The sequence below is a fragment of the Falsiroseomonas frigidaquae genome, assembly GCF_012163145.1.
GTDB lineage: Bacteria > Pseudomonadota > Alphaproteobacteria > Acetobacterales > Acetobacteraceae > Falsiroseomonas > Falsiroseomonas frigidaquae.
In genome coordinates, this window is the sequence record NZ_JAAVTX010000002.1 from 283,514 (window position 1) to 303,641 (window position 20,128).

A 20,128-nucleotide genomic window follows, 5' to 3' on the forward strand; every position below is an offset into this window, starting at 1 on the left:
GGCCAAGGACGGGCCGCGCAACCCGCGCGGCCCCCGGCCTCAGCCCATCGCGGCCCGGCCTGTCAGAGGAAGGCTCAGCGGAACGGCATGGCGTAGAGGATGCCGCCATTGTTCCACAGCGCGTTCAGCGACCGCTCCCGCGGGATGCCAATCGGCGTGTTGGCGCCCACATTGCGTTCATAGATCTCGCCGTAATTGCCGACATGGCGCAGCACCCGCACCATGAAGTCGTTCGGCAGGCCCATGCCCTGGCCGACATTGCCCTCCACGCCGAGCAGCCGCTTGATGCCGGGGTTCGGCGATTGCAGCATCTGCGTGACATTGGCGGAGGTGACGCCCATTTCCTCCGCCTCGATCATGCCCATCAGCACCCAGCGGACAATGTCGCCCCAGTTGTTGTCGCCGTGACGCACCACCGGGCCGAGCGGCTCCTTCGAGATGGTTTCCGGCAGGATCATGTGGTCGTTCGGCGTCGGGAAGGCGGAACGCCGCGCGGCCAGGCCCGACTTGTCGTTGGTGTAGGCATCGCAGCCGCCACCCAGATACGTCTCCACCAGCACATTGACGTTCTCATTCGTCACCGCAGTGAAGCGCATGTTGTTGGCGCGGAAATAGTCGGCGAGGTTCAGCTCCGTCGTCGTGCCGGTCAGCACGCAGATCGTCGCGCCATCGAGTTCGCGGGCGGAGGTGATGTTGGATGCGCGGGGCACCACGAAGCCCTGGCCGTCGTAGAAATTCACGCCGGCGAATTCCAGGCCGAGCTGCCCGTCGCGCACCGCGGTCCAGGTGGTGGTGCGGGACAGCATGTCGCTCTCGCCATTGGCCAGGGACGTGAAGCGCACCGCCGAGGTCACCGACTGGTACTGCACCTTGCCCGGATCGTTGAAGATGGCGGCGGCGACGCCGCGGCACACGTCCACATCCATGCCGGACCAGGTGCCGTTCGCGGCCAGGGCATAGAAGCCCGGGGTTGGCAGGCCGACCTGGCAGTTCAGGCTGCCACGGTCACGAACCTGCTGCAGCGTCTGCTGCGCGGATGCCGCGCCCGCGACGCCAAGCATCGTCGTCGCTGCGATGAGCAGCGAAACACCAATCCTCATCCCCTCAACTCCCAGATTATTCTGCCGAAATCCCTGCAAGTGATGTGCCACGTCCTCGTTGGAACATGTGCTGCAACCGGTCTGCGCCGGACACCACTTCGGGAGCGAAGCTAGGGGGATCGGATTGGCGTATCAAGAATTATGTTAAGTCAGTGTTATCCGACGGCTCCGGCCATCAGGTCACCACGGATGGCGCCTCGCGGCCGGTGTGGCGCACGATCTCTGCGATCTCGCGCGCCGCGGCGACGACCGGTTCCAGCACCTGCTGGGTATCCAGCGCATGCCGCGCCGCATCCGGCTCGAACCTCTCCAGATAGACGCGCAGCGTGGCGCCGACGGTGCCGGTGCCGGACAGGCGGAACACCGCGCGTGCATCCTCCGCGAACAGGATGCGCACGCCCTGCTGTTCGGTGACGGAGCCATCGACCGGATCGGTATAGGCGAAGTCATCGCAGGCGGAGACGGTGAGGCCGGCGAAGGATTGCCCGGGCAGCGTGCCGAGCTTCGCGCGCAGCGCCGTCATCAGCCCCTGCGCCGCGCTCGCATCGACTTCCTCGTAATCGTGCCGCGTGTAGTAATCCCGCCCGAAGCGCGCCCAATGATCGCGCACGATCGCATCCGCGCGCTGCCCGGTGGCGGCCAGGATGTTGAGCCACAGCAGCACCGCCCACAGCCCGTCCTTCTCCCGCACATGGTCGGATCCGGTGCCGGCGCTTTCCTCCCCGCACAGCGTGATGCGGCCGGAATCGAGCAAATTGCCGAAGAACTTCCAGCCCGTCGGCGTCTCGTAGCATTCAATGCCGAGCGCCTTCGCCACGCGGTCCACCGCCCGGCTGGTCGGCATGGAGCGGGCGACGCCGGCCAAGCCGCGCGCATAGCCTGGCGCGCGATGCGCATGCGCGGCCAGGATCGCCAGGCTGTCGGACGGCGTGACGAACAGGCCCGGCGCGACGATCATGTTGCGGTCGCCATCGCCGTCGGAGGCCGCGCCGAATTCCGGCGCATCCGCGCCCATCATCGCCGCCATCAGCTCCGCCGCATGCACCGGGTTCGGGTCCGGGTGATGGCCGCCGAAATCGGGCAGCGGCGTGCCGTTGCGCACGGTGCCCGGTGCGGCACCCAGCGCGCCTTCCAAAATGGCGTGGGCATAGGGGCCAGTGATCGCGCTCATCGCGTCGAACTGCATGCGGAAGCCGCCGGCGAAGAGCTTCGCGATGGCATCGAAATCCACCAGCTTGCGCATCATCGTGGTGTAGTCCGCCACCGGGTCCACCACCGCCACCACGCAATCGCCGAGCCGCTGTTCGCCGAGGCGGTCCAGGTCGAGGTCCGGCACCTCCATCATGGCGTATTCGGTGATGGCGCTGGCGCGGCGAAAGATGGCGCCGGTGATCTCCTCCGGCGCCGGGCCGCCATTGGCCGCGTTGAACTTGATCCCGAAATCGCCATCCGGCCCGCCCGGATTGTGGCTGGCCGACAGCACCACGCCGCCGATCGCCCCCGAGATGCGGATCATGTTGGAGGCCGCCGGCGTCGACAGCAGCCCCCCCTGCCCCACCAGAACCCGGGCAAATCCACTGGCGGCGGCGATCTTCAGCGTGGCCTGCACCACCTCCCGGTTCAGGAAGCGGCCATCGCCGCCCACCACCAGCGTCGCCCCCTGCCGCTTCTCGCCCAGCATGTCGAAGATCGCCTGGACGAAGTTCTCCACGTAATGCGGCTGCTGGAAGACCGTCACCTTCTTGCGCAGGCCGGAGGTGCCGGGCTTCTGGTCGCTGAAGGGCGTGGTGGCGATGCGGCGAAGGCTCATGCGTGGTCTCCCGGCTTTTGCCGACACTTCGCCCCGCGGCGCCGCCCCCGGCAAGCCCCCGTTGTTACGCCTCGGCCAGCCCGCGGTTGCGCAGCAGCGCCTGCACGGAGGGCGGACGCCCGCGGAAATCGACGTAGAGCTCCATCGGGTCGCGCGTATCGCCGGCCTGGAAGACTGCCTTCAGCTTCGCCGCCAGCGCCGGGTCGAAGGGGTCGCCCGCTTCCTCGAAAGCCTCGAAGGCATCGGCATCCAGCACTTCCGCCCACATATAGGCGTAGTAGCCCGCCGCGTAGCCGCCGCCGGCGAAAAGGTGCTGGAAGTGGGCGGGGCGGTGGCGCAGGCCGATCGCCTCCGGCATGCCGATCTCGCCGAGGAATTCTTCCTCGAACTGCAACACATCCAGCCCCTGCGGGTCGGGATGCGTGTGCAGCGCCAGGTCGATGAGGGCGGAGGAGACGAACTCCACACTCGCAAAACCCTGCCCATCCTGGCGCGCGGCGAGCAGCCGGCGCAGCAGGTCCTCCGGCAGCGGCTCCCCGGTCTCGTGGTGGCGCGCATGGGTGCGGAGAATCTCCGGCACCTCCAGCCAATGCTCCAACACCTGGCTGGGGAATTCCACGAAATCCGCCAGCACGGCCGTGCCGGATTGGGAGGGATGGTGCGCGGAGGAAAGCAGGCCGTGCAGCGCATGGCCGAATTCGTGGAACAGCGTCCGCGCCTCGTCGAAGGACAGCAGCGCGGGCGTGGATTTCGCGATGTTGTTGTTGTTCACCACGATCGGCGTCACCGGACCATCAAGGCCGTGCCCCACGCGGTAGCTGCTCATCCAGGCCCCGGACCGCTTGCCCGCCCGGGCAAAACTGTCCAGCAGGAACACGCCGCGATGCGCGCCGGCCTCGTCCTGCATGTCGAAGGCGCGGACATCGGGGTGATAGACGGGAATGTCCGGGCGCTCGACGAAGCGCACGCCGAACAGGCGCCGGGCCGTGTCGAAGACGGCGGCCAGCATCCCCTCCAACGGGAAATAGGGCTTGGTCAGGCTCTCATCGATATCGTGCCGGGCGCGGCGCGCGATCTCGGCATAGTGGCGCCAGTCCCAGGCCTCGATGGGATGGCCGGCCAGCGCCTCCAGCTCCGCCCGCTCCACCGCCGCACGGCGCTTGGCGGGTGCCCAGACCTGCTGCAGCAGGTCGGACGCCGCGGCGGCATCGCGCGCCATGTTGTCGGCCAGCCGCCAGGCGGCGAAATCCGCATGGCCCAGCAGCCGGGCGCGTTCCGCGCGCAGCGCCAGGATGTCCTTGATCAGCACGGTGTTGTCCCGCGCACCGAGACCCCGCGCCACCCAGGCGCGCCAGGCCACCTCCCGCAGATCGCGGCGGGTGGAGAAGACCAGGAAGGGCTCGATCGAGGAGCGGGACAGGGTGATGACCCAGCCCTCCACCCCGCGTTCCCGCGCCGCCTCCCGCGCCGCGTCGCGGGCGAAATCGGGCAGGCCGGCGAGGTCACCCTCGGCCAGCACCATCTGCCATTCCGTCTCGTCCGCCAGCACGTTCTGGCCGAACTGCGTGTGCAGCACGGCGAGCCGCGTGGAGATCGCCGCCATCCGGTCACGCCCCGCCGCATCCAGCGCCGCGCCGCTGCGCACCAGCCCCGCATGCAGCCGCACCAGCAGCCGGCTTTGGGCCGCATCCAGGCCGAGCCCGTCGCGGCGCTCCAGCAGGGCCGAGACGCGGGCGAACAGCGCCGGGTCCAGCGCGATATCGGCACGGTGGCGAGCCAGGCGCGGGGCGTAGTCGCGCTCGATCGCCTGGTAGGCCTCGGTCGCCTGGCTGGAGACCAGGTTGAAGAACACGCTGCGCACCCGGTCCAGCGTGCGGCCGCTGCGCTCCAGCGCCTCCACCGTATTGGCGAAGTTTTCCCGACCCGGGTCGGCGCCGATGGCGGCAATCTCCGCCACCTGTTCCGCCATGCCCTGGTCGAAGGCGGGGCCGAAATGCTCCGGCAGGATCAGGTCGAAGGGCGGCACGCCGAAGGGCGTGGTCCAGGGGGCGAGCAGCGGGTTCGTGGTCATGCCACCACAGATAGGGGCTCAGGCGGCCGCGGTCACGGCCTCTTCCGGCCCGTTCGGGTCGCCGGGCGCCGTCTCCCAGGCCAGGCCCACCAGCACCACGCTGCGCCGCCCGCCACGCTCCGCGCGCACCACCAGCACGCCCTGTTCCTCCAGATAGGCCAGCAGCCGCCGCGCCCGGCCGAGGGAACGGCTGCCATAGGCGCGCGCCAGCGTGGCATCGGATGGGCAGGGCTGGCGTTCCAGCGCGGCGCGGGCCAGCAGCAGGAACACGCCCTGCACGTCATCCGGCAGCGCCTCCGCCCGCGCCACCGCCTGCGCCCATTCGCTGCGCTCCGCCGCTTCGGCGCCGATCCCGGCGCGGGCGGTTGTCAGCAGGCGGCGGAAGGCGGGGATGTCGATGGCCGGGCCGCCCACTTCCTCGATCCTGCAGCGCACCAGGAAATCCTGGTACAGCACGCTGGCCGGGCGGAAGGGCGCATCCGGCTCCGCCAGGATTTTGGTCAATACGCCCGCGATCTTGCGGCGGTGCTCGGCCTTTTCCTCGGGCGTCGGCGGCGCCACCGGCTCCGCGGCCGGCAAGGCGGGGCGGTGCTGGGCGAGCTGCGCCAGCAGGTCGGGCGCCGAAGCGCGCGGCATCCGGCGGGGCGGGCGCGGCGTCTCGGGCTCCGGCGCCACCAGGATCAGTTCGCGTGCCTCCGCCGCGCTGGCCTGGGTCGGCGGTGGCACCAGCTTCGGCCCGGCGCTGCGCGACCCGGTTTCCACAACCCCCACCCGCACCCGCAGCGGGCGCCGGGACACGGCGGGGCCGAGCGCCATGAAATGCCCGCGCTCCAGATCGCGGAACATCTCCGCCTGGCGCCGCTCCATGCCCAGGAGATCCGCCGCGCGCGCCATGTCGATGTCGAGGAAGGTGCGCCCCATCATGAAGTTGGAGGCCTCCGCCGCCACGTTCTTGGCCAGCTTGGCCAGGCGCTGCGTCGCGATCACCCCGGCGAGCCCCCGCTTGCGGCCGCGGCACATCAGGTTGGTCATGGCGCCCAGCGCGGCCCGGCGCGCCTCGTCCGAGGTCTCGCTGGCGGCGGCGGGGGCGAAGAGCTGCGCCTCGTCCACCACCACCATCACCGGGTTCCAGGCATCCCGGTCCACGTCGAACAACCCGCCGAGGAAGGCGGCCGCCAGGCGAAGCTGCTGTTCGACCTCGACATTCTCAAGATTCAGCACCACCGAGACGCGATGCCGCCGCACCCGTTCCGCCACCTGCTGCAGCGCCTGGTCGGTATAATCCGCCGCATCCACCACCAGATGCCCGAAGCGATCGGCCAGCGAGGTGAAATCCCCCTCCGGATCCACCACCACCTGCTGCACCCAGGGGGCCGATTGTTCCAGCAGCCGTCGCAGCAGATGTGACTTGCCGGACCCGGAATTGCCCTGCACCAGAAGGCGGGTGGACAGCAGTTCCTCAAGATCGAATTCGGCAGGGGTGCCGGAGGCGCTCAGGCCGATATCGATGGCGATCGTCATCCAGGACTCCAGGGGCGCGAGCGGCTGAGTAGCCGCAACCCGCCCGCCCCGGAAGCGTCATCCTCCATGCCCTTGATTCCGCGCGGGCCGATGGCCGACTCGGGGCTGGGCTGTCAGGCTGGCACGCCACGCAGCGCGCCGCCCATCTCCCCGGCCTCCGGGCCGATCCAGGAATCCAGCAACTGCCGCGCGAAGCCGGCATGGTCGATCCGGCGCACCAGGCGTCCCGGCGCCTCCAGCACCACCGATCCGTCCAGGAAAAGCTGGCGCTCCACATCACCCGCCCGCACCGGGCGCAGCCAGGCCCGAAAGGCGGGCGGCAGGGAGCCGGAGAGCCGCTCCTGCCATTGCTCCACCACCGTATCCAGCGCCAGGTCGCGCAGGAAGCGGGCCTCGACCATCCGCAGCCGGCCGGCCATTCCGGCCGCCGCCTCCGGGTCCAGCGGCTCCCGGTCCACCAGTTCACGGTACAGGGCGACGCGGCACCAGTCGCCTGACCACCAGCCGCCCTGAAACGTGGCGACGCCGTTCAGCACCAGCCGCCGACCCTTCGCGGTGGTCGCCATGGGAAAGCCGAAGCCGGTGCGCGCCCCCGGAAGGCCGGCCAACCCGGCCATCAGCAGGTCACGCCGATTCACAGGACCAACCCCACCGCCAGCAGCCGGGCCGGCACCGAGCCAAGTCGAGCGGGCAGCGGGGCGGCCGCAGCCCCGCAGCCAGCGCCACGCCCCCGCCCACGAAAAGCCGGCTCCGATCCGATCCGCATCCAGCTCCTCCTCGATCCCGCCGCGATACGAAGCGCCGGGCGCAACGGATGCAGCGGGGCCGAAAAAGACTTCGGCGGATGCCCCGGGACGCCGCTCAGCCCAGGCTGCGCTGGATCGCCTGCATCCAGACCAGCACCGCGCCTGCCCCCGCATCCGGCTGGCCCAGCGCCCGGTCGCCGAGATAGGCGGCGCGGCCGAGGCGGGGGCGCATGGTGGCGGTGGCCGCCGTGCCCGCCTGCGCCGCCGCCAGCGCGGCATCCCAGGCCGCGGCGGGCGAGGCCGGCGTTGCGGCGAAGGCCTCCGCCGCCGGGTGCAGAGCGTCCAGCATGGTCCGGTCGCCTGGCCTGGCGCCGCCGAGCTCGCCAATCGCCGCGACAGACTGGCGGAAGGCTTCGGCCCAGCCGGCGTGGTCCGCATCCCGGTCGCCCAGCACCTGTGCCGCGCGCAGCAGCGCGGTGGCGTAGAATGGCCCGGAACTGCCGGCGATCGCCCGCCGCAACGCCTGCGCCATGGCGGACAGCGCGCTGGCCGGGGTGGCGAAGGCGCCCTCCGGCAAGGCCCGGATCGCCGCCGCGCCGCGCGCCATGGACAGGCCGAGATCACCATCCCCCGCATGGCTGTCGAGCGCCGTCAGCGCCGCCTCCTCCGCCTCCAGGGCCGCCGCGACGGCCAGTGCCACGCGCCGCAATGCTGGCGCGAGGGGGCCGGGTTCGGGGTGGCCGGGCGCCGGGTCCGCCGGTGTCGCGACGGTGGCGCGCGGCGCCAGCATGCCGCCGCCGGGCCAGGCCGGGGCGCTGGCGGGCGCATCCAGCCGCGCCAGTCGCGCCGCATCCAACCGCATCAGGCTGATCGAGCAGCCGGGCATCTCAAGCGCCGTCATGAAATTGCCGGCCCAGCCGCGCGGCACCGCGATGCCGCGGTCGCGCAGCCCCGCCAGCGCGGCGCGGGCCACGACGGAAAGCTCCATCGGCGGCGTGCCGCCCAGCCCGTTCACCAGCAGGGCCACCTGGTCCCCCTCCCGCAGTCCGGCATCGGCCACCAGCGTGTCCAGGATTGTCGCCACGATGGCATCGGCCGGGGCCATCGGCGCGCGCCGCACGCCCTGCTCGCCATGGATGCCGAGGCCGAGCTCCATCTCATCCTCGCCCAGCGCGAAGCCCGGTACCCCGGCGGCCGGCACGGTGCAGGCGCCGAGCGCCACGCCCATGGTCACCACTGCACTGGAGGCGGCCTCCGCCTCGGCCAGCACGGCATCGAGATCCAGCCCCGCCTCGGCCGCGGCGCCGGCCACCTTGTGCACCAGCACGGTGCCGGCGATGCCGCGGCGGCGCTCGGGGGCCACCGTCTCATGCAGCGCGGCGTCATCGGCCACCACCACCAGCTTCGTCGGGATTCCCTCCGCCGTGGCCAGCGCGGCGGCGAGGCCGAAATTCAGCCGGTCCCCGGTGTAGTTCTTCACCACCAGCAGCGCGCCGCGCGGCCCGGCGGCGGCGCGGATGCCGGCCAGCACGGCATCGACGGAGGGCGAGGTGAAGACATCCCCGGCGATGGCGCCCGCCAGCATCCCCGGCCCGACATAGCCCGCATGCGCCGGCTCATGCCCCGCCCCGCCGCCGGACAGCACGGCCACCGGGCGGTGCTCGGGTACCGGAAGGGCGGCCCTCACCACCACGTCCTCGGCATCCAGCAGCGCCAGGCCAGGGTTGAGGTCCGCCAACCCTTCCAGCATTTCCCGCACCACGCGGCGCGGATCATTCACCAGCTTCTTCATGGCGTCCCCCAATCCCGTCCGGGAAGGATCGGCGTGGCCTCGCCGCGCGTCAAACCTCTCACGGCGCCAGCGCTTCCGCCGCCCGGTCGATCGCCGCCAGCAACTCGGCGCGGCCGCCGGCCAGGCGGCGGGCCTCGGCCAGCCAGCGCCGCGCATCCGCCGCCTCCCCGCGCATCGCGGCACCCTGGCCGGCGCGCAGCCAGGCATCCGCGGCGGCGACCGGATCGCCAAGCCGCTCCAGCGCCGCGCCCTGCAGCGCCAGCGCCCGCGACAGGCCGCGATAATCCAGCGAATCCCGGCGCAGATCGGCCGCCGTGGCGGCGTGCAGCCGGGCGCCCGCGGCATCCCTGCGCAGCAGCGCCGCGGCGCCTTCCAGCTCCACCGCATCGGCCCGGAAGGCGGGGTCGCGCGGCGCGCCGATGGCCGCCCGCGCCGCCAGCACCCCGGCCAGCTCGCCGCGCCCGGCCGCCAGCAGGCCGAGCAGGAAATGCGCCCGCAGCGCCGCCGCCGGATGTTCCGCGCCGCGCCCGGCGACGACCCGCGCCAGCGCCTCCGCCTCCGTCATCCGGCCCAGGCGGAACAGCGCCGTCGCCTCCGCCAGCAGCAGCCCGGCGGAGGCACCGCGGCCGCGCCGGGCGAGGCCCGCCCGCACCTGCCGCGCCACGGATAGCGCCGCCGGCGCATCGCCATGCGCGAGGGCGGCGGTGGCCTGGCCGAAGCCCATGGCATCGATCGCCGCGGCATCGTCGCGTTCCCGCGCGCGGTCCAGGGCCCGCGCATAGAGCCGCGCCGCCACCGCCGGCTGGTCCTGGTTGAGCGCATCCCGCGCACTGTCCGCCGCACGGTCCAGCACCGTGTCGCGCGGCGGGCCTTCCGGGGCGGCACGACCACCACAGGCTGCCAGCAGCAGGGCCAGGACCAGCAGCGCAGGCTTCACGGGCGCAGCCGCTCCACCATCGGCCGCGGCACGCCGGCGGAGACATTGCGCGCCGGCGCGCCGCCGCCGCCCAGCAGCCAGTGGCGTCGCAGCTGCGCCAGCAGCAGCTCCATCTGCCGCGCGGCTTCCTGCGCCTGCACCATCACCGCCGGCAGGCTGTCCGTACCGTCCCGCACATTGGCGGCGACCTGCGGCAAGGCGGGCGTGGCGCGAGCGAGGTCGGCGCTGGCGCGTTCGACCTGCGCCAGCACGCGCTCCGCCCGCGTCACCAGCCCGGGCAGGGACCCGCTGCCGCGACCATTGGCCAGGCCAGCGGTGAGCTGGCGCACCTCCCGGCTCGCCGTCTCGATATTCTCCATCACCGCGGCGGCGCGGGCGGTGGCGGCCTCGGCCTGGCGGATCAGCGTGTCATCCGCCAGCAGGCGGCCCACCGTACCCTCCCCGCGCTCCAGCCGCTGCGTCGCGGCGGCGAAGGCGGCGGTGCCGGTGCGCAGCTCGTCCAGGATGGGAAAGACGCGCTGCTGCAATTCATCCAGCAGCGTGCCGAGGGTTTCGGTCGGTGCGCGTTCGCTGGTGGCGCGGATCCAGGCGCGGTCCCAATCCAGCTCCTCGCCCCGGCCGCGCTGGATATCCAGGTAGGCAGGACCGGCCACGCCGAAGCGGCGCCGCACCACGGCGGTGGAATCGCGGCGGATGAAGGGCTTCGCCTGTTCCTCGATGCGCAGCTCGGCGCGGATGCGGCGCTCCGGGTCGACGATGATGCGGCGGACGGAGCCGGCGCGGATGCCCAGCACTTCCGCCTCCGCCCCCACGGACAGGCCCGCGACGCCTTCCTCCGGCAGCAGCACCATCAGCGTGGCGCCACGCGCGAACCATTCGCGGATCACGCCGCGCTGGAACAGGGCGCCGAGGAACAGCACCAGCGCCAGCAGCACCAGCGCGCCCACCCAGCGATCCGTGTGGCGTAGCCGGACGCGATCTTCCTGGCTTATCGCGGAGCCTGACATGGTGCGTCCCCCTTCAGGCCGTCCTGCTGCAGAACCCACCACTGGCTGGCGGGGAAGCCGGGCTGGTCCCAGGCGCGGCGCGACCTGGTGGACCACAACGCGGCGGCGCCGCGGGCGCGGGCCGGCGCCAGCGCCGCCAGCAGCGGCTCCGCCAGCATGTCGGCGGTCTCACGATCCAGCGGGCTTTCCAGCAGGATGAGGTCCGGCGCGCCGAGGAAGGCCCGCGCACAGCCGGCACGGGCCAGGTCGGTCCGCGTCAGCTCCGCCGGATGCGCCAGCGGCAGGCCATCCAGGCCGAACAGGCGGCACAGCTCCGCCGCCTCCGCGCGCAATTCGGCATCGGGCGTGTCGTCGTGATGCCGGCGGGCCAGCAGCATGCCTTCCGCCACCGTCAGATGCGGCAGCCAGCCGCCATCGCCGGGGGCAATGCCGATGCGCCCGCGCAGCGCCTGCGCCGGCACCCGTGGCAGCGCCGCCCAATCCTGCTCCAGGAAGCGCACCTGCCCGGAGGCCAGCTTGACCAGCCCGGTACAGAGCATCGCCAGGGCGCGGGCCATGCCGGGATCTTCCGCATGCACCAGGGCCAGATCGCCGGGCGCCAGCGCCAGCTCCACCCGCCCCTGGATGGGGGAGGCGCCGGGCGCCGGGGCTGCCCGCACATCCAGTACCGCTGTCATGCCGCGGCCACGCTGAGCAGCGCGCTGGCCGCCAGGATCGCCAGCAGCCCACGCACGAAGGCCCGCGGCAGCAGGTGGGAGGGGGTCTCGGCGCGGGTGGAGGACATGCCGGTAATGGCGCAGACCAGCGCCACCAGCGCGCCGATCACCACCAGCTTCACCGCGAACAGCGCGAACTCGGCGGTATCGGTCGCGCCGAACAGGTTGAGCAGCAATTCCCGCGGCGGCCCGACCACCAGATCCGTGAACCAGCCGGTCAGGTAGCCGGTGACCAGCGCCACGCCGAGGAAGATCACCCCCAGCGTGAAGCCGGCCAGCGCCATCGCCACCACCCGCGGCAGCACCAGCAGTGCGAAGGGGTCGAGGCCCTGCGCCTCCAGCACCTCGAGCTGCCCGCCGGCCTTGGTGGCGCCGAATTCCACCACCGTGACGGTGCCGCTGCGGCCGAGCAGGATCAGCCCGACCAGCACCGGCGTCACCTCCCGCACCAGGACGGTGGCGAGCAGCGTTCCGGTGTAATCCTCCTGCCCCGCGAAGCTGAGCCAGCGCAGCGTCTGGTGGACCACGCCGAAGCCGATGAGGGTGGCGGTGATGACCACGGTGCCGAAGCCGCCGGCGATGGCCTGGCGCAGGCTGCGGCGCAGTTCGGAGCGCAGGGTGCGGCGGCGCCAGCTGGACGGGTGCAGCCCTTCGGTCACCACGCCGGCAGCCAGGGCCAGCGTCGCCAGCAGCATCTGCGCGCCGCGCCGCACGGGGCCGCCGATGCTTTCCAGCAGCAGCCAGGGCAGCGCCACGGGCTGCGCCTCCGCCATCGCCCCCTCCCTTGCCATCCCGTACCGTTCAGCGCCGGTGGTCGCAAAAAGTTTCCATCCACGCGGCACTCGTGCCGCGCCTCGGCGTTGCCGGGCATGAACGAGGAGCAGCATCATGGCGGACGCAGGAGACAGGCACCGCATGGCGGGCAGGCCCGCAGCGGGGGAAGGCGGCGGCTGGATGCTGGCCGCGGCGGCACTGGCGGGGCTGCTGGCGCTGGATTCCGCCCGGCGCGGGCCGCGCCCGTCGCCCGTGCGACGCACCCCGCCCCGGCGTGAGGCCCACCCCGGCAACCGGCCGGAGGCCGGCCCGGGCGCACGGGCGACGGAGCCGGGGGCCGGGCGCAACGCCGAACGCCCGACCGAGATTCCGGCGCGCGGCTGGTGGCAGATCGTCAAGCGCACGGTGATGCAGGCCAGCGAGGACCGGCTGATGACGGAAGCCGCCGGCATCACCTTCTACACCCTGCTGGCGCTGTTCCCGGCGCTGGCGGCGCTGGTGTCTCTCTACGCGCTGGTGGCGGACCCGACGACGATCCAGGGGCATCTGGATGCGCTCGGCGGCATCGTGCCGGGCGGTGGCATGGAGATCCTCACGGAGCAGGTGCAGCGCGTGGCGGAATCCGCCGATGGGACGCTGGGCTTCGGCGCCATCGCTGGCCTGCTCGTGTCGCTATGGTCGGCCAACCAGGCGGCGAAGGCGTTGTTCGACGCGCTGAACGTGGTCTACGAGGAGCATGAGAAGCGCAGCTTCATCAAGCTGACGCTGACCACGCTGGCCTTCACGCTCAGCTTCATCCTGTTCGCCATCCTGACCATGGTCGCGGTGGTGGCGGTGCCGGTGGTGCTCGGCCTGGTCGGCCTGGGCAGCACGGCGGAGACGCTGCTGGATTATGGTCGCTGGCCGGTGATGCTGGCGCTGGTCGGGCTGGTGCTGGCCTGCCTGTACCGCTGGGGCCCGAGCCGGGCGGAGGCCAAGTGGCGCTGGGTGAGTTGGGGCAGCGCCTTCGCCGCGCTCGTCTGGCTCGCCGCCTCCGCCGGCTTCTCCTGGTACGTCGCCAATTTCGGCAGCTACAACGAGACCTACGGCTCGCTCGGCGCGGTCATGGGCTTCATGACCTGGATCTGGATTTCCGCCATCGTCATCCTGCTCGGAGCGGAGCTGAACGCCGAGATGGAGCACCAGACCGCGCGGGACAGCACCACGGTGCCGGACCGGCCGATGGGCCGGCGCGGCGCCGAGATGGCCGATACCGTGGCCTGAAACCGAGCGGACCGGCTTCTTGACCGGTCCGAACGGCCGCCGCGGCCAGTGCCGCGAAGCCAGGGAAACCGGAGGTTTCCGCCCGGCGCTTGAGGGCGGCCCGGAGCGGCCGCGCGAAACGGCCGTTCGTATAAGTCTCAGCGTGCCGCCTTGCGGATGTTCCAGGCGATGATGATGCCTGGCATCGCCAGCACGCCGGAGATGCGCGGGGTGACCGCCGAGGGCAGGTACCACTGCCCATAGGGCACGTAGGGCACCAGGTTGTAGGCGCTGGCGTGCAGCTCCTCCAGGATGCGCTTCCGCTCCTCGGCGTTGGCGGCGTAGGGGAAGGCATCGATCAGCGCCTGGTGCGCGGCATCGCAGGGCCAGCCCGGCCAGGCCCGGTCGCAACTCGCCTGCATCGGCACATTTCCCACGGGGTCGGAGGCGCCGAGGCCGTTCCAGTAGGTCAGGCCGATATGCCAGCCGCCCTCGCTGGGCGGGCGGCGATTGGCGCGGCGCCCGGCCATCGAGGCGAAGTCCATCGCCTGCACATCCGTACGGAAGCCGACGGACTGCATCTGCTGCGCCAGCACCAGGGTCGCGGTGTGGACGAAGGGATTGTCGGTCGGGTCCATCATCACGATCGGCGTACCATCATAGCCGCTTTCGCGCAGCAATTGCCGCGCCCGTTCGCGGGCGGCGGGGCTGCCGAGCCGTTCCGGCACGCCGGCATTGGTCTCCTGCGCCGAGCCGCAGACGAAGAAGGCGTGGCAGACCTGGTACAGCGCCGGGTCGGGGAACATGCCCTGGAGGATTTCCTCCTGGTTCACCAGCAGCATCAGCGCCTGCCGCGCGCGCGGGTCGTTGAAAGGCGGGTGGATGTGGTTCATGCGGATCATGCCCGGCGCACCGAGCGTATTGGTGCGGACGATCTGCATGCCGCGTCGCTGCAGCATCGGCAGGAAGTCCACGCCGGGGCTCTCGATGTAGTCGATCTCGCCCTGGATCAGCGCCAGCGTCGAGGTCTGCGCATTGGCGATGTTCTGCCACTCGACGCGGTCGACATGCACCACCTTGCCGCCGGCGGTGCCGGAGGCGGGCTCGCTGCGCGGCACGTAGTTCGGGTTGCGGCGATACACCACCGTGCTGCCGGGCACCCATTCCTCGCGTGAGAAGATGAAGGGCCCGCTGCCGATGGTCTCGCGGATCGCGGTGAAGGGGTCGGTCGCGGCGATGCGCGCCGGCATGATGGCGGGCATGTTGCCGGCCGGCTTCGAGAGCGCATCCAGCATCAGCCCGTAGGGCCGGTTCAGCGTCCAGACGATGGTCTTGCCATCGGCCTGCGGCTCCATGCTCGCGGTGATCGCCATGATCTGCCGGCCATGCGGGTCGCGCGCGCCCCAGCGGCGCAGCGAGGCCACGACATCGGTCGCAGTGACCGGCGCGCCGTCATGGAAGGCCAGGCCGTCGCGCAGCGTGAAGCGCCAGACCAGCGCATCGTCGGAGACACTGTACGCGCCCACCATCTGCGGCTGCGGGCGCTGCTGCGCGTCGCGGCCAAACAGCTGATCGTAGATCATGTGCGCGTGGGACTGCACCACGCCGGCGGTGGTGTTGATCGGGTCCAGCGTCTGCAGATCCGCATTCGGCACCATGCGCAGGATGCGCTCGGGCGGGATCGCCTGGGCAATGGCCCTCGGTGCGAATACCGGCCCGGCCAGCAGGCTCGCGCCGAGGACCAGGGTGGCGAGGCGGGTCAGCATGGGTCGTCCCCCGTGGAGTGATGGCGCTTTATGGACCGGTTGTTACAGATCGGACAAGACCGGCTCCGCCACCTCGAAGGGCTGCACCTGGACACCCTGCCCGGGCCGCGCCACCAGCGCGTGGTTCGCCGCGATCGGCAGCCAGCCGGCGGTGCGTTCATCCACCGGCTCCGACACCACCAGCACATTCGCACCGGCGCGGCGCCAGTACAGCGTGGGCGGGCGGTTGTCCGAGGACCAGCGGAAGCAGGTCAGCGTCTGCCCGTCGCTATGCGCCGCGGCGAAGCGCAGCGGCTGGGTGCTGCCGGCCGCCTGCATCATCGCCAGCACCCGCGCCAGGGTGCGCGACAGCGCGCCGATCGGGTCCTCCGCCAGCCCATCCGCCGCGGCGGCCAGGAAGATCGCCTCGGTATCGCCGGTGCCCTGGCGGTGTTCGTACAGCGCATCCGGAATCAGCGCCTCCATCCGCCGCTTGATGCGGAGGTAGTCGCCGACCTGGCCGTTATGCATGAACATCTGCCGCCCCAGGCCGAAGGGATGGCAATTGGCCCGCGTGGTCGATGTGCCGGTGGAGGCGCGGACATGCGCGAAGAACAGCCGCGACCGCACCTGCGAACAGAGTGAGCGCAGATTCTCGTCCGACCAGGCCGGGCGGATTTCCCGGTACAGGCCCGGCTCCTCCCGCTCCCCGTACCAGCCCAGGCCGAAGCCGTCGCCATTGGTGGCGGTCTTGCCCTCATCGGCATGCATCGACTGGTGGATCAGCGAATGCGCCGGCGCGCAGACCAGGTCGGCGAGGAAGATGGGTTCGCCCAGATAGGCGAGGAAGCGGCACATGGGGGGCGTGGTCCGGAGGGTGGCAACGGCGCAGGTTGCTTCCACCATGCGTCCAGGGCAAGCGGAACCGTCCCCCCGCATTGCCCCCCGCATTGTCCCACCTGGGGGCCGGACCTATGCTGGCGAGGATGTCCCGCCCCCGCAGCTTCGACGAGGATGCCGTCATCGAGGCGGCGATGCGCCAGTTCTGGCGCCATGGCTATGCCGGCACCAGCGTGCGCGACCTGGGCCAGGTGATGGGGCTCGGGCAGGCGAGCTTCTACAACGCCTTTGGCGACAAGCGCAGCCTGTTCGCACGCTGCCTCGACCGCTACCTCGACCAGGGCATGCGTGAGCGGCTGCGGCGGATGGCCGCCACCCAGCCCCCGCGGCTGGCGATCGCCGGGCTGCTGGAGGAGATCGTCGCCCGGTCGCTGCGCGACCGCATGGGTTGCCTGCTGGTGAATTCAGCGCTCGAAGTGGCGCCGCATGACCGCGGCGTGGCCGGCGTGGTGGCCAGCCGGCTGGCGGAGCTGGAGGATTTCTTCCGCGGCCGCGTACTCGCCGGGCAGGCGGATGGCAGCATCAGCCTGGCGCGGGATGCGGATGACCTGGCGCGGCTGCTGATGACGCTGCTGCTGGGCCTGCGCGTGCTGGCGCGCGGGCGGCCGGACCGCGCCACGATGCAGGGCGCGGTGCGCCAGGCACTCGCCCTGCTGGATTGAAGGCGAGGCCGTCGCCGGCCCGGCGGAATGCCGGGCCGGCCTGCCGGATCAGCCGAGGCCGCTCACCGGACGGTTGCCGGTCCCGGGCTGCGGGCTGGACGGATAGCCACCCGGCGTGGTGCCGGCGGCATGGCCGGTACCGGTCGCGCCGCCGGACGGCTTCGTGGTGTCGCGATTGCCGTCCTCCGGCGTTTCGGCCAGCGCCTCCTTGGCGTTCGCGGCGATGTTGTGGGCCGCGTCCCGCACCGCTTCCCGCGCCTGACCGGCGAGGCCCGCTGCGCTGCCGGCCGCGGTATCGCGCGCATGCTCGGCATGGCCGCTGACGGTGTCGCGTGCCTTCTCATAGCCTTCCTGCGCCAGGGCGCCGGCCTGATGCGCCAGGTCGTCCCGCGTCTCGCCCATCAGGCGGTCCTCGGTCTCCGTCCCGGGCAGCAGGGCACCGACGGCGGCGCCGAGGGCGATGCCCAGCGCGCCGAGCACCAGGGGCTGCTCGCGCAGTACCCAGTTCGCCGTGTTTTCCGCATCATCCGCCCAGTGACCGATCCGGTCCCGCGCGTCGCGCGAATATTCGGACGCGGTGCGGGAGGCACGGCCGGCATAGTCGGATGCCAGGTGCGAGGCATGCCCGGTACCACCGCGCACGCTGCTGCTGGCGGAGCTGGCCGCGCCGCCGAGCGATTCGCCCGCCGCGCCGACCGCGCCCGCCACGCTGCGATAGGCCGAGCTGGCCGCATCGGAGGCGCTGCGGGCCGCACCGGCCACGCTGTCGCGCACCCCGCCGGCGGCATCGCGCACCGCACCGGCCGCATCGCCCACCGCGCCGCTCGCGCGCTCACCGATGCCCGGTTCGGCACGCTCCCACCCCGTGGCGGGATAGTTGTCGCCGTAGGGTGCCTCGTAGGCACCGCTGCGGCGCCGCGGCAGCGACGGGCCACGCCCGCCCTGGCCCAGCATCATCCAGCCGATGCCGGCACCGATCAGCAGCAGCGGCAGCGGATTGTCGCGCACCGCGGCGCCCAGGTTGCGGGTGAATTCCGCGCCGCCCGAAGTGCGGGCGTAGTCCAGCGCCTGCTCGAAGAGCTGGCCGGGGGAGGCGCGGTCGCGCAGTTCCTCCAGCGTCTCCGTCAGCCCTGCGCGGGTGCGCTCCACCTCATGCTCGATATCCGCGCTGCTGCGGTTGCCGGGATCCGTCGTGCTGCTCATCGCACCTGCTCCTTCGCGACCTGTGCATCCCGGGACAGCTGCTCGGCGGTCCGCTGGGGCATCAGGTTCGTCGTGTTCAAACGGGAAATGCCGCTGCGGATCAGCGCGTAGCCGATCACCGCCGCGACGATGGCGACGATGAGCTGCGACCAGCCCACCGGAACGCCGAAATGCACCAGCAGCGAGACCAGCGCGAACAGCAGCAGGATCAGCGTGCCCAGCAGCATGCCGGCCCCCGCGCCCAGCGGTGTGATCGCGCCCGTCGCGTGGCTGATCTTCTCACCGACCTCGGCGCGGGCAAGCTTCACTTCCTGCCGGAACAGCGTCGAGATCTGGCCGATCACCGTGGTGAACAGCTCCGGCACCGAACGGCCGGTATCGTGGGCTGCATGGCGTGGATCCACGCCATAGGGATCAGAGGACATTGCCGCTGCCTCCCTTGCCGGGGTTCTCGGGCATGCTGGGCGCACGGCCGCCCGGCCAGGCCGCCGCGCCGCCCAGCGAGGCCGCCGCGAGCGTCGTCGGCTTGGCGCCGCCGCTGTCGTTGTTGGCAGGCGGTGCCCAACCCGGGGCCTGCGCCGCCGTCTCCGGCCGCACGCCACCGCCCATCGGCGCGGTGTGATGCCCTGTGCCGGCGTAGCCCTGCCTGCCGCGGCGCGATGCCTCGGCCGAGCTCTTGGCGAAGCGCGCCAGACCGAAGCCGGCGAGCACGGCGGCACCGAAGAAGGCGGCCGGCTGGCGGCGCGCCAGATCCTCGACGCGGCCGAGCAAGTCTGCCGGGCTGCTGTCACGCAGGGTGCGGCCCATGCCCTCGATCGCGGAAGCCGCCTCGTGCACGTAGCGCGCCATCACCGGGGATTGCTCGCCCAGCTTGTCGGCGGCGCCATGCACCGCTTCGGCGAAGCCCTCGGCCTGCTCGGCGCCGGCGCGCTTCTGCGCCTCCGCGAAACCTTCCGCGCGCTTGCGGGCCGCATCCAGCACCTCCGCACCCTCGGCCTTCACATCAGCCACGGCGCCGGCCGCCTCGCGACGGACGGTGCCGGAAACCTCGCCGGCCTGCGCCTTGGCTTCGTCCAGGGCGGCGCGGCCGTCCTCGGCGACGCGGTGCGTCGGGTCGGACCGGGTGGGGCTGTTCGGGTTCGGAGGGTTGCGGTCGGGGAAACCGCCCTGTCTCGTGTCGCTCATCTGGCTCACCTCACCTGCTGCTTCGCCGGCGCGCGGACCCATGCCCGCCGCCATGACGCTGCATCTCCAACAAAAGGCGGCCACAACTGTTCCTTGCGATGGCGCAGCCTTCCGCTGCTTTCGCGAATGCGCCGCCTTTCGCCGCTTCACCGGAGGCGCCCCCGGCGCAGCGCCACCGGCTGTCTGCTTCGGCTGCGCCCTCCGGCTGCCTGTCGCAGCACATGATGTTGATGCATGCTGGTCACGCCCGCGGAATGGCTTGGCACCCCCGCAGCCACGTCGCGTTGCAGCCCATACAGCGGAGGAGGCGAGGAATGTCCGACAGCAGTGGAGCGCCGCAGGCCAACCCGGCGCTCTCGGTGGCGATCACGCCGATGCGGCGCACCGCCGAGGGCATCTGGGAAAGCGCCGAGCGCGACGGCGCGCAATTCTACCTGGTCGAACTTGTCCAGAATGGCGGCGAGGATGCGGAGGTGGTGGTGGAATGCCAGGACGCCCGCAGCGCAGCCCTTGCCGCCCGCGTGGTGGCGGCGACCGTCGCGGCGCTCGGGCTGGCCGATAGCAATGGGGACAGCACCACCGTCAGCGCCTTCGACGACGAGACCGCGACGCTTCTGGCCGAGAACCCGACGCCCGAGGTGACCGCCCCGGCCGGTGAATGGGTCGAAGAGGATGCCGAGGAGCCGGGGAAACCGCTGCAGTAGCGCCCGCCGAATG

General features: G+C 71.9%; 18 protein-coding genes. 3 read left to right on the forward strand and 15 right to left on the reverse strand.

The features are described from left to right. Positions 1–74: 74 nt before the first annotated feature. The 10 genes from HB662_RS05725 to HB662_RS05770 form a co-directional block, all read right to left on the reverse strand. Complete coding sequence (locus tag HB662_RS05725; protein ID WP_171970217.1) at positions 75–1,100, reverse strand: amino acid ABC transporter substrate-binding protein; 1,026 nt, start codon at positions 1,098–1,100, stop codon at positions 75–77. A gap of 175 nt (positions 1,101–1,275) precedes the next feature. Then, the gene (locus HB662_RS05730) at positions 1,276–2,910 is read right to left on the reverse strand and encodes an alpha-D-glucose phosphate-specific phosphoglucomutase (RefSeq protein ID WP_168048131.1); all 1,635 of its coding nucleotides are present in this window, start codon (positions 2,908–2,910) and stop codon (positions 1,276–1,278) included. A gap of 64 nt (positions 2,911–2,974) precedes the next feature. Further along, complete coding sequence (locus HB662_RS05735; protein ID WP_168048133.1) at positions 2,975–4,981, reverse strand: M3 family metallopeptidase; 2,007 nt, start codon at positions 4,979–4,981, stop codon at positions 2,975–2,977. Positions 4,982–4,999: 18 nt separating this feature from the next. Next, positions 5,000–6,502 carry a helicase HerA domain-containing protein gene (locus tag HB662_RS05740; protein WP_168048135.1) on the reverse strand — a complete coding sequence of 501 codons (1,503 nt, stop codon included), beginning with the start codon at positions 6,500–6,502 and terminating at the stop codon, positions 5,000–5,002. Between the two features lie 113 nt (positions 6,503–6,615). Beyond that, a complete protein-coding gene (locus HB662_RS05745) occupies positions 6,616–7,140 on the reverse strand; it encodes a hypothetical protein (protein ID WP_168048137.1) in 525 nt (174 codons plus the stop codon). 223 nt (positions 7,141–7,363) lie between these two features. Continuing rightward, positions 7,364–9,040, reverse strand: coding sequence for a dihydroxyacetone kinase family protein (locus tag HB662_RS05750; protein ID WP_168048139.1), 1,677 nt, complete (start codon positions 9,038–9,040; stop codon positions 7,364–7,366). A 58-nt stretch (positions 9,041–9,098) separates the two neighbouring features. Beyond that, positions 9,099–9,977 (reverse strand): hypothetical protein, encoded by an 879-nt coding sequence (locus HB662_RS05755; RefSeq protein WP_168048141.1) that lies wholly within the window; start codon positions 9,975–9,977, stop codon positions 9,099–9,101. Beyond that, on the reverse strand, positions 9,974–10,984 hold the full coding sequence (locus tag HB662_RS05760) for an MlaD family protein (protein ID WP_168048143.1): 1,011 nt from the start codon (positions 10,982–10,984) through the stop codon (positions 9,974–9,976). The genes HB662_RS05755 and HB662_RS05760 overlap by 4 nt, the downstream gene beginning before the upstream one ends. Then, positions 10,966–11,661: a P-loop NTPase family protein gene (locus HB662_RS05765; RefSeq protein WP_168048145.1), complete on the reverse strand. Its 696-nt coding sequence runs from the start codon at positions 11,659–11,661 to the stop codon at positions 10,966–10,968. Before HB662_RS05765 ends, HB662_RS05760 begins: the two co-directional genes overlap by 19 nt. Next, positions 11,658–12,473 (reverse strand): ABC transporter permease, encoded by an 816-nt coding sequence (locus tag HB662_RS05770; protein ID WP_168048147.1) that lies wholly within the window; start codon positions 12,471–12,473, stop codon positions 11,658–11,660. The genes HB662_RS05765 and HB662_RS05770 overlap by 4 nt, the downstream gene beginning before the upstream one ends. Positions 12,474–12,615: 142 nt before the next feature. On the opposite strand from HB662_RS05770, the gene HB662_RS05775 reads away from it, so the two are divergent. Then, a complete protein-coding gene (locus HB662_RS05775; protein WP_245185467.1) occupies positions 12,616–13,737 on the forward strand; it encodes a YihY/virulence factor BrkB family protein in 1,122 nt (373 codons plus the stop codon). 137 nt (positions 13,738–13,874) lie between these two features. Here the strand turns inward: HB662_RS05775 and HB662_RS05780 are convergent, their stop codons facing one another. Together HB662_RS05780 and HB662_RS05785 are read right to left on the reverse strand one after the other, a co-directional pair. Then, the gene (locus tag HB662_RS05780) at positions 13,875–15,482 is read right to left on the reverse strand and encodes an ABC transporter substrate-binding protein (RefSeq protein WP_168048151.1); all 1,608 of its coding nucleotides are present in this window, start codon (positions 15,480–15,482) and stop codon (positions 13,875–13,877) included. A 42-nt stretch (positions 15,483–15,524) separates the two neighbouring features. Further along, positions 15,525–16,319, reverse strand: coding sequence for a class II glutamine amidotransferase (locus HB662_RS05785; protein WP_168048153.1), 795 nt, complete (start codon positions 16,317–16,319; stop codon positions 15,525–15,527). 128 nt (positions 16,320–16,447) lie between these two features. Between HB662_RS05785 and HB662_RS05790 the strand changes: the two genes are divergently transcribed. Continuing rightward, positions 16,448–17,023 (forward strand): TetR/AcrR family transcriptional regulator, encoded by a 576-nt coding sequence (locus HB662_RS05790; RefSeq protein ID WP_168048155.1) that lies wholly within the window; start codon positions 16,448–16,450, stop codon positions 17,021–17,023. A 48-nt stretch (positions 17,024–17,071) separates the two neighbouring features. Here the strand turns inward: HB662_RS05790 and HB662_RS05795 are convergent, their stop codons facing one another. The 3 genes from HB662_RS05795 to HB662_RS05805 are packed head-to-tail and all read right to left on the reverse strand — an operon-like array spanning position 17,072 to position 19,411. After that, positions 17,072–18,226, reverse strand: coding sequence for a DUF3618 domain-containing protein (locus HB662_RS05795; protein ID WP_168048157.1), 1,155 nt, complete (start codon positions 18,224–18,226; stop codon positions 17,072–17,074). Further along, complete coding sequence (locus tag HB662_RS05800; protein WP_168048159.1) at positions 18,223–18,651, reverse strand: phage holin family protein; 429 nt, start codon at positions 18,649–18,651, stop codon at positions 18,223–18,225. The genes HB662_RS05795 and HB662_RS05800 overlap by 4 nt, the downstream gene beginning before the upstream one ends. Further along, entirely contained in the window at positions 18,641–19,411 is a 771-nt protein-coding gene (locus HB662_RS05805; RefSeq protein ID WP_168048161.1) for a hypothetical protein, read from the reverse strand. The genes HB662_RS05800 and HB662_RS05805 overlap by 11 nt, the downstream gene beginning before the upstream one ends. A gap of 314 nt (positions 19,412–19,725) precedes the next feature. Here HB662_RS05805 and HB662_RS05810 point away from each other — a divergent pair, with 314 nt between their 5' ends. Next, positions 19,726–20,115, forward strand: a complete 390-nt coding sequence (locus HB662_RS05810) for a hypothetical protein (protein WP_168048163.1) — start codon at positions 19,726–19,728, stop codon at positions 20,113–20,115. Positions 20,116–20,128 lie beyond the last annotated feature (13 nt).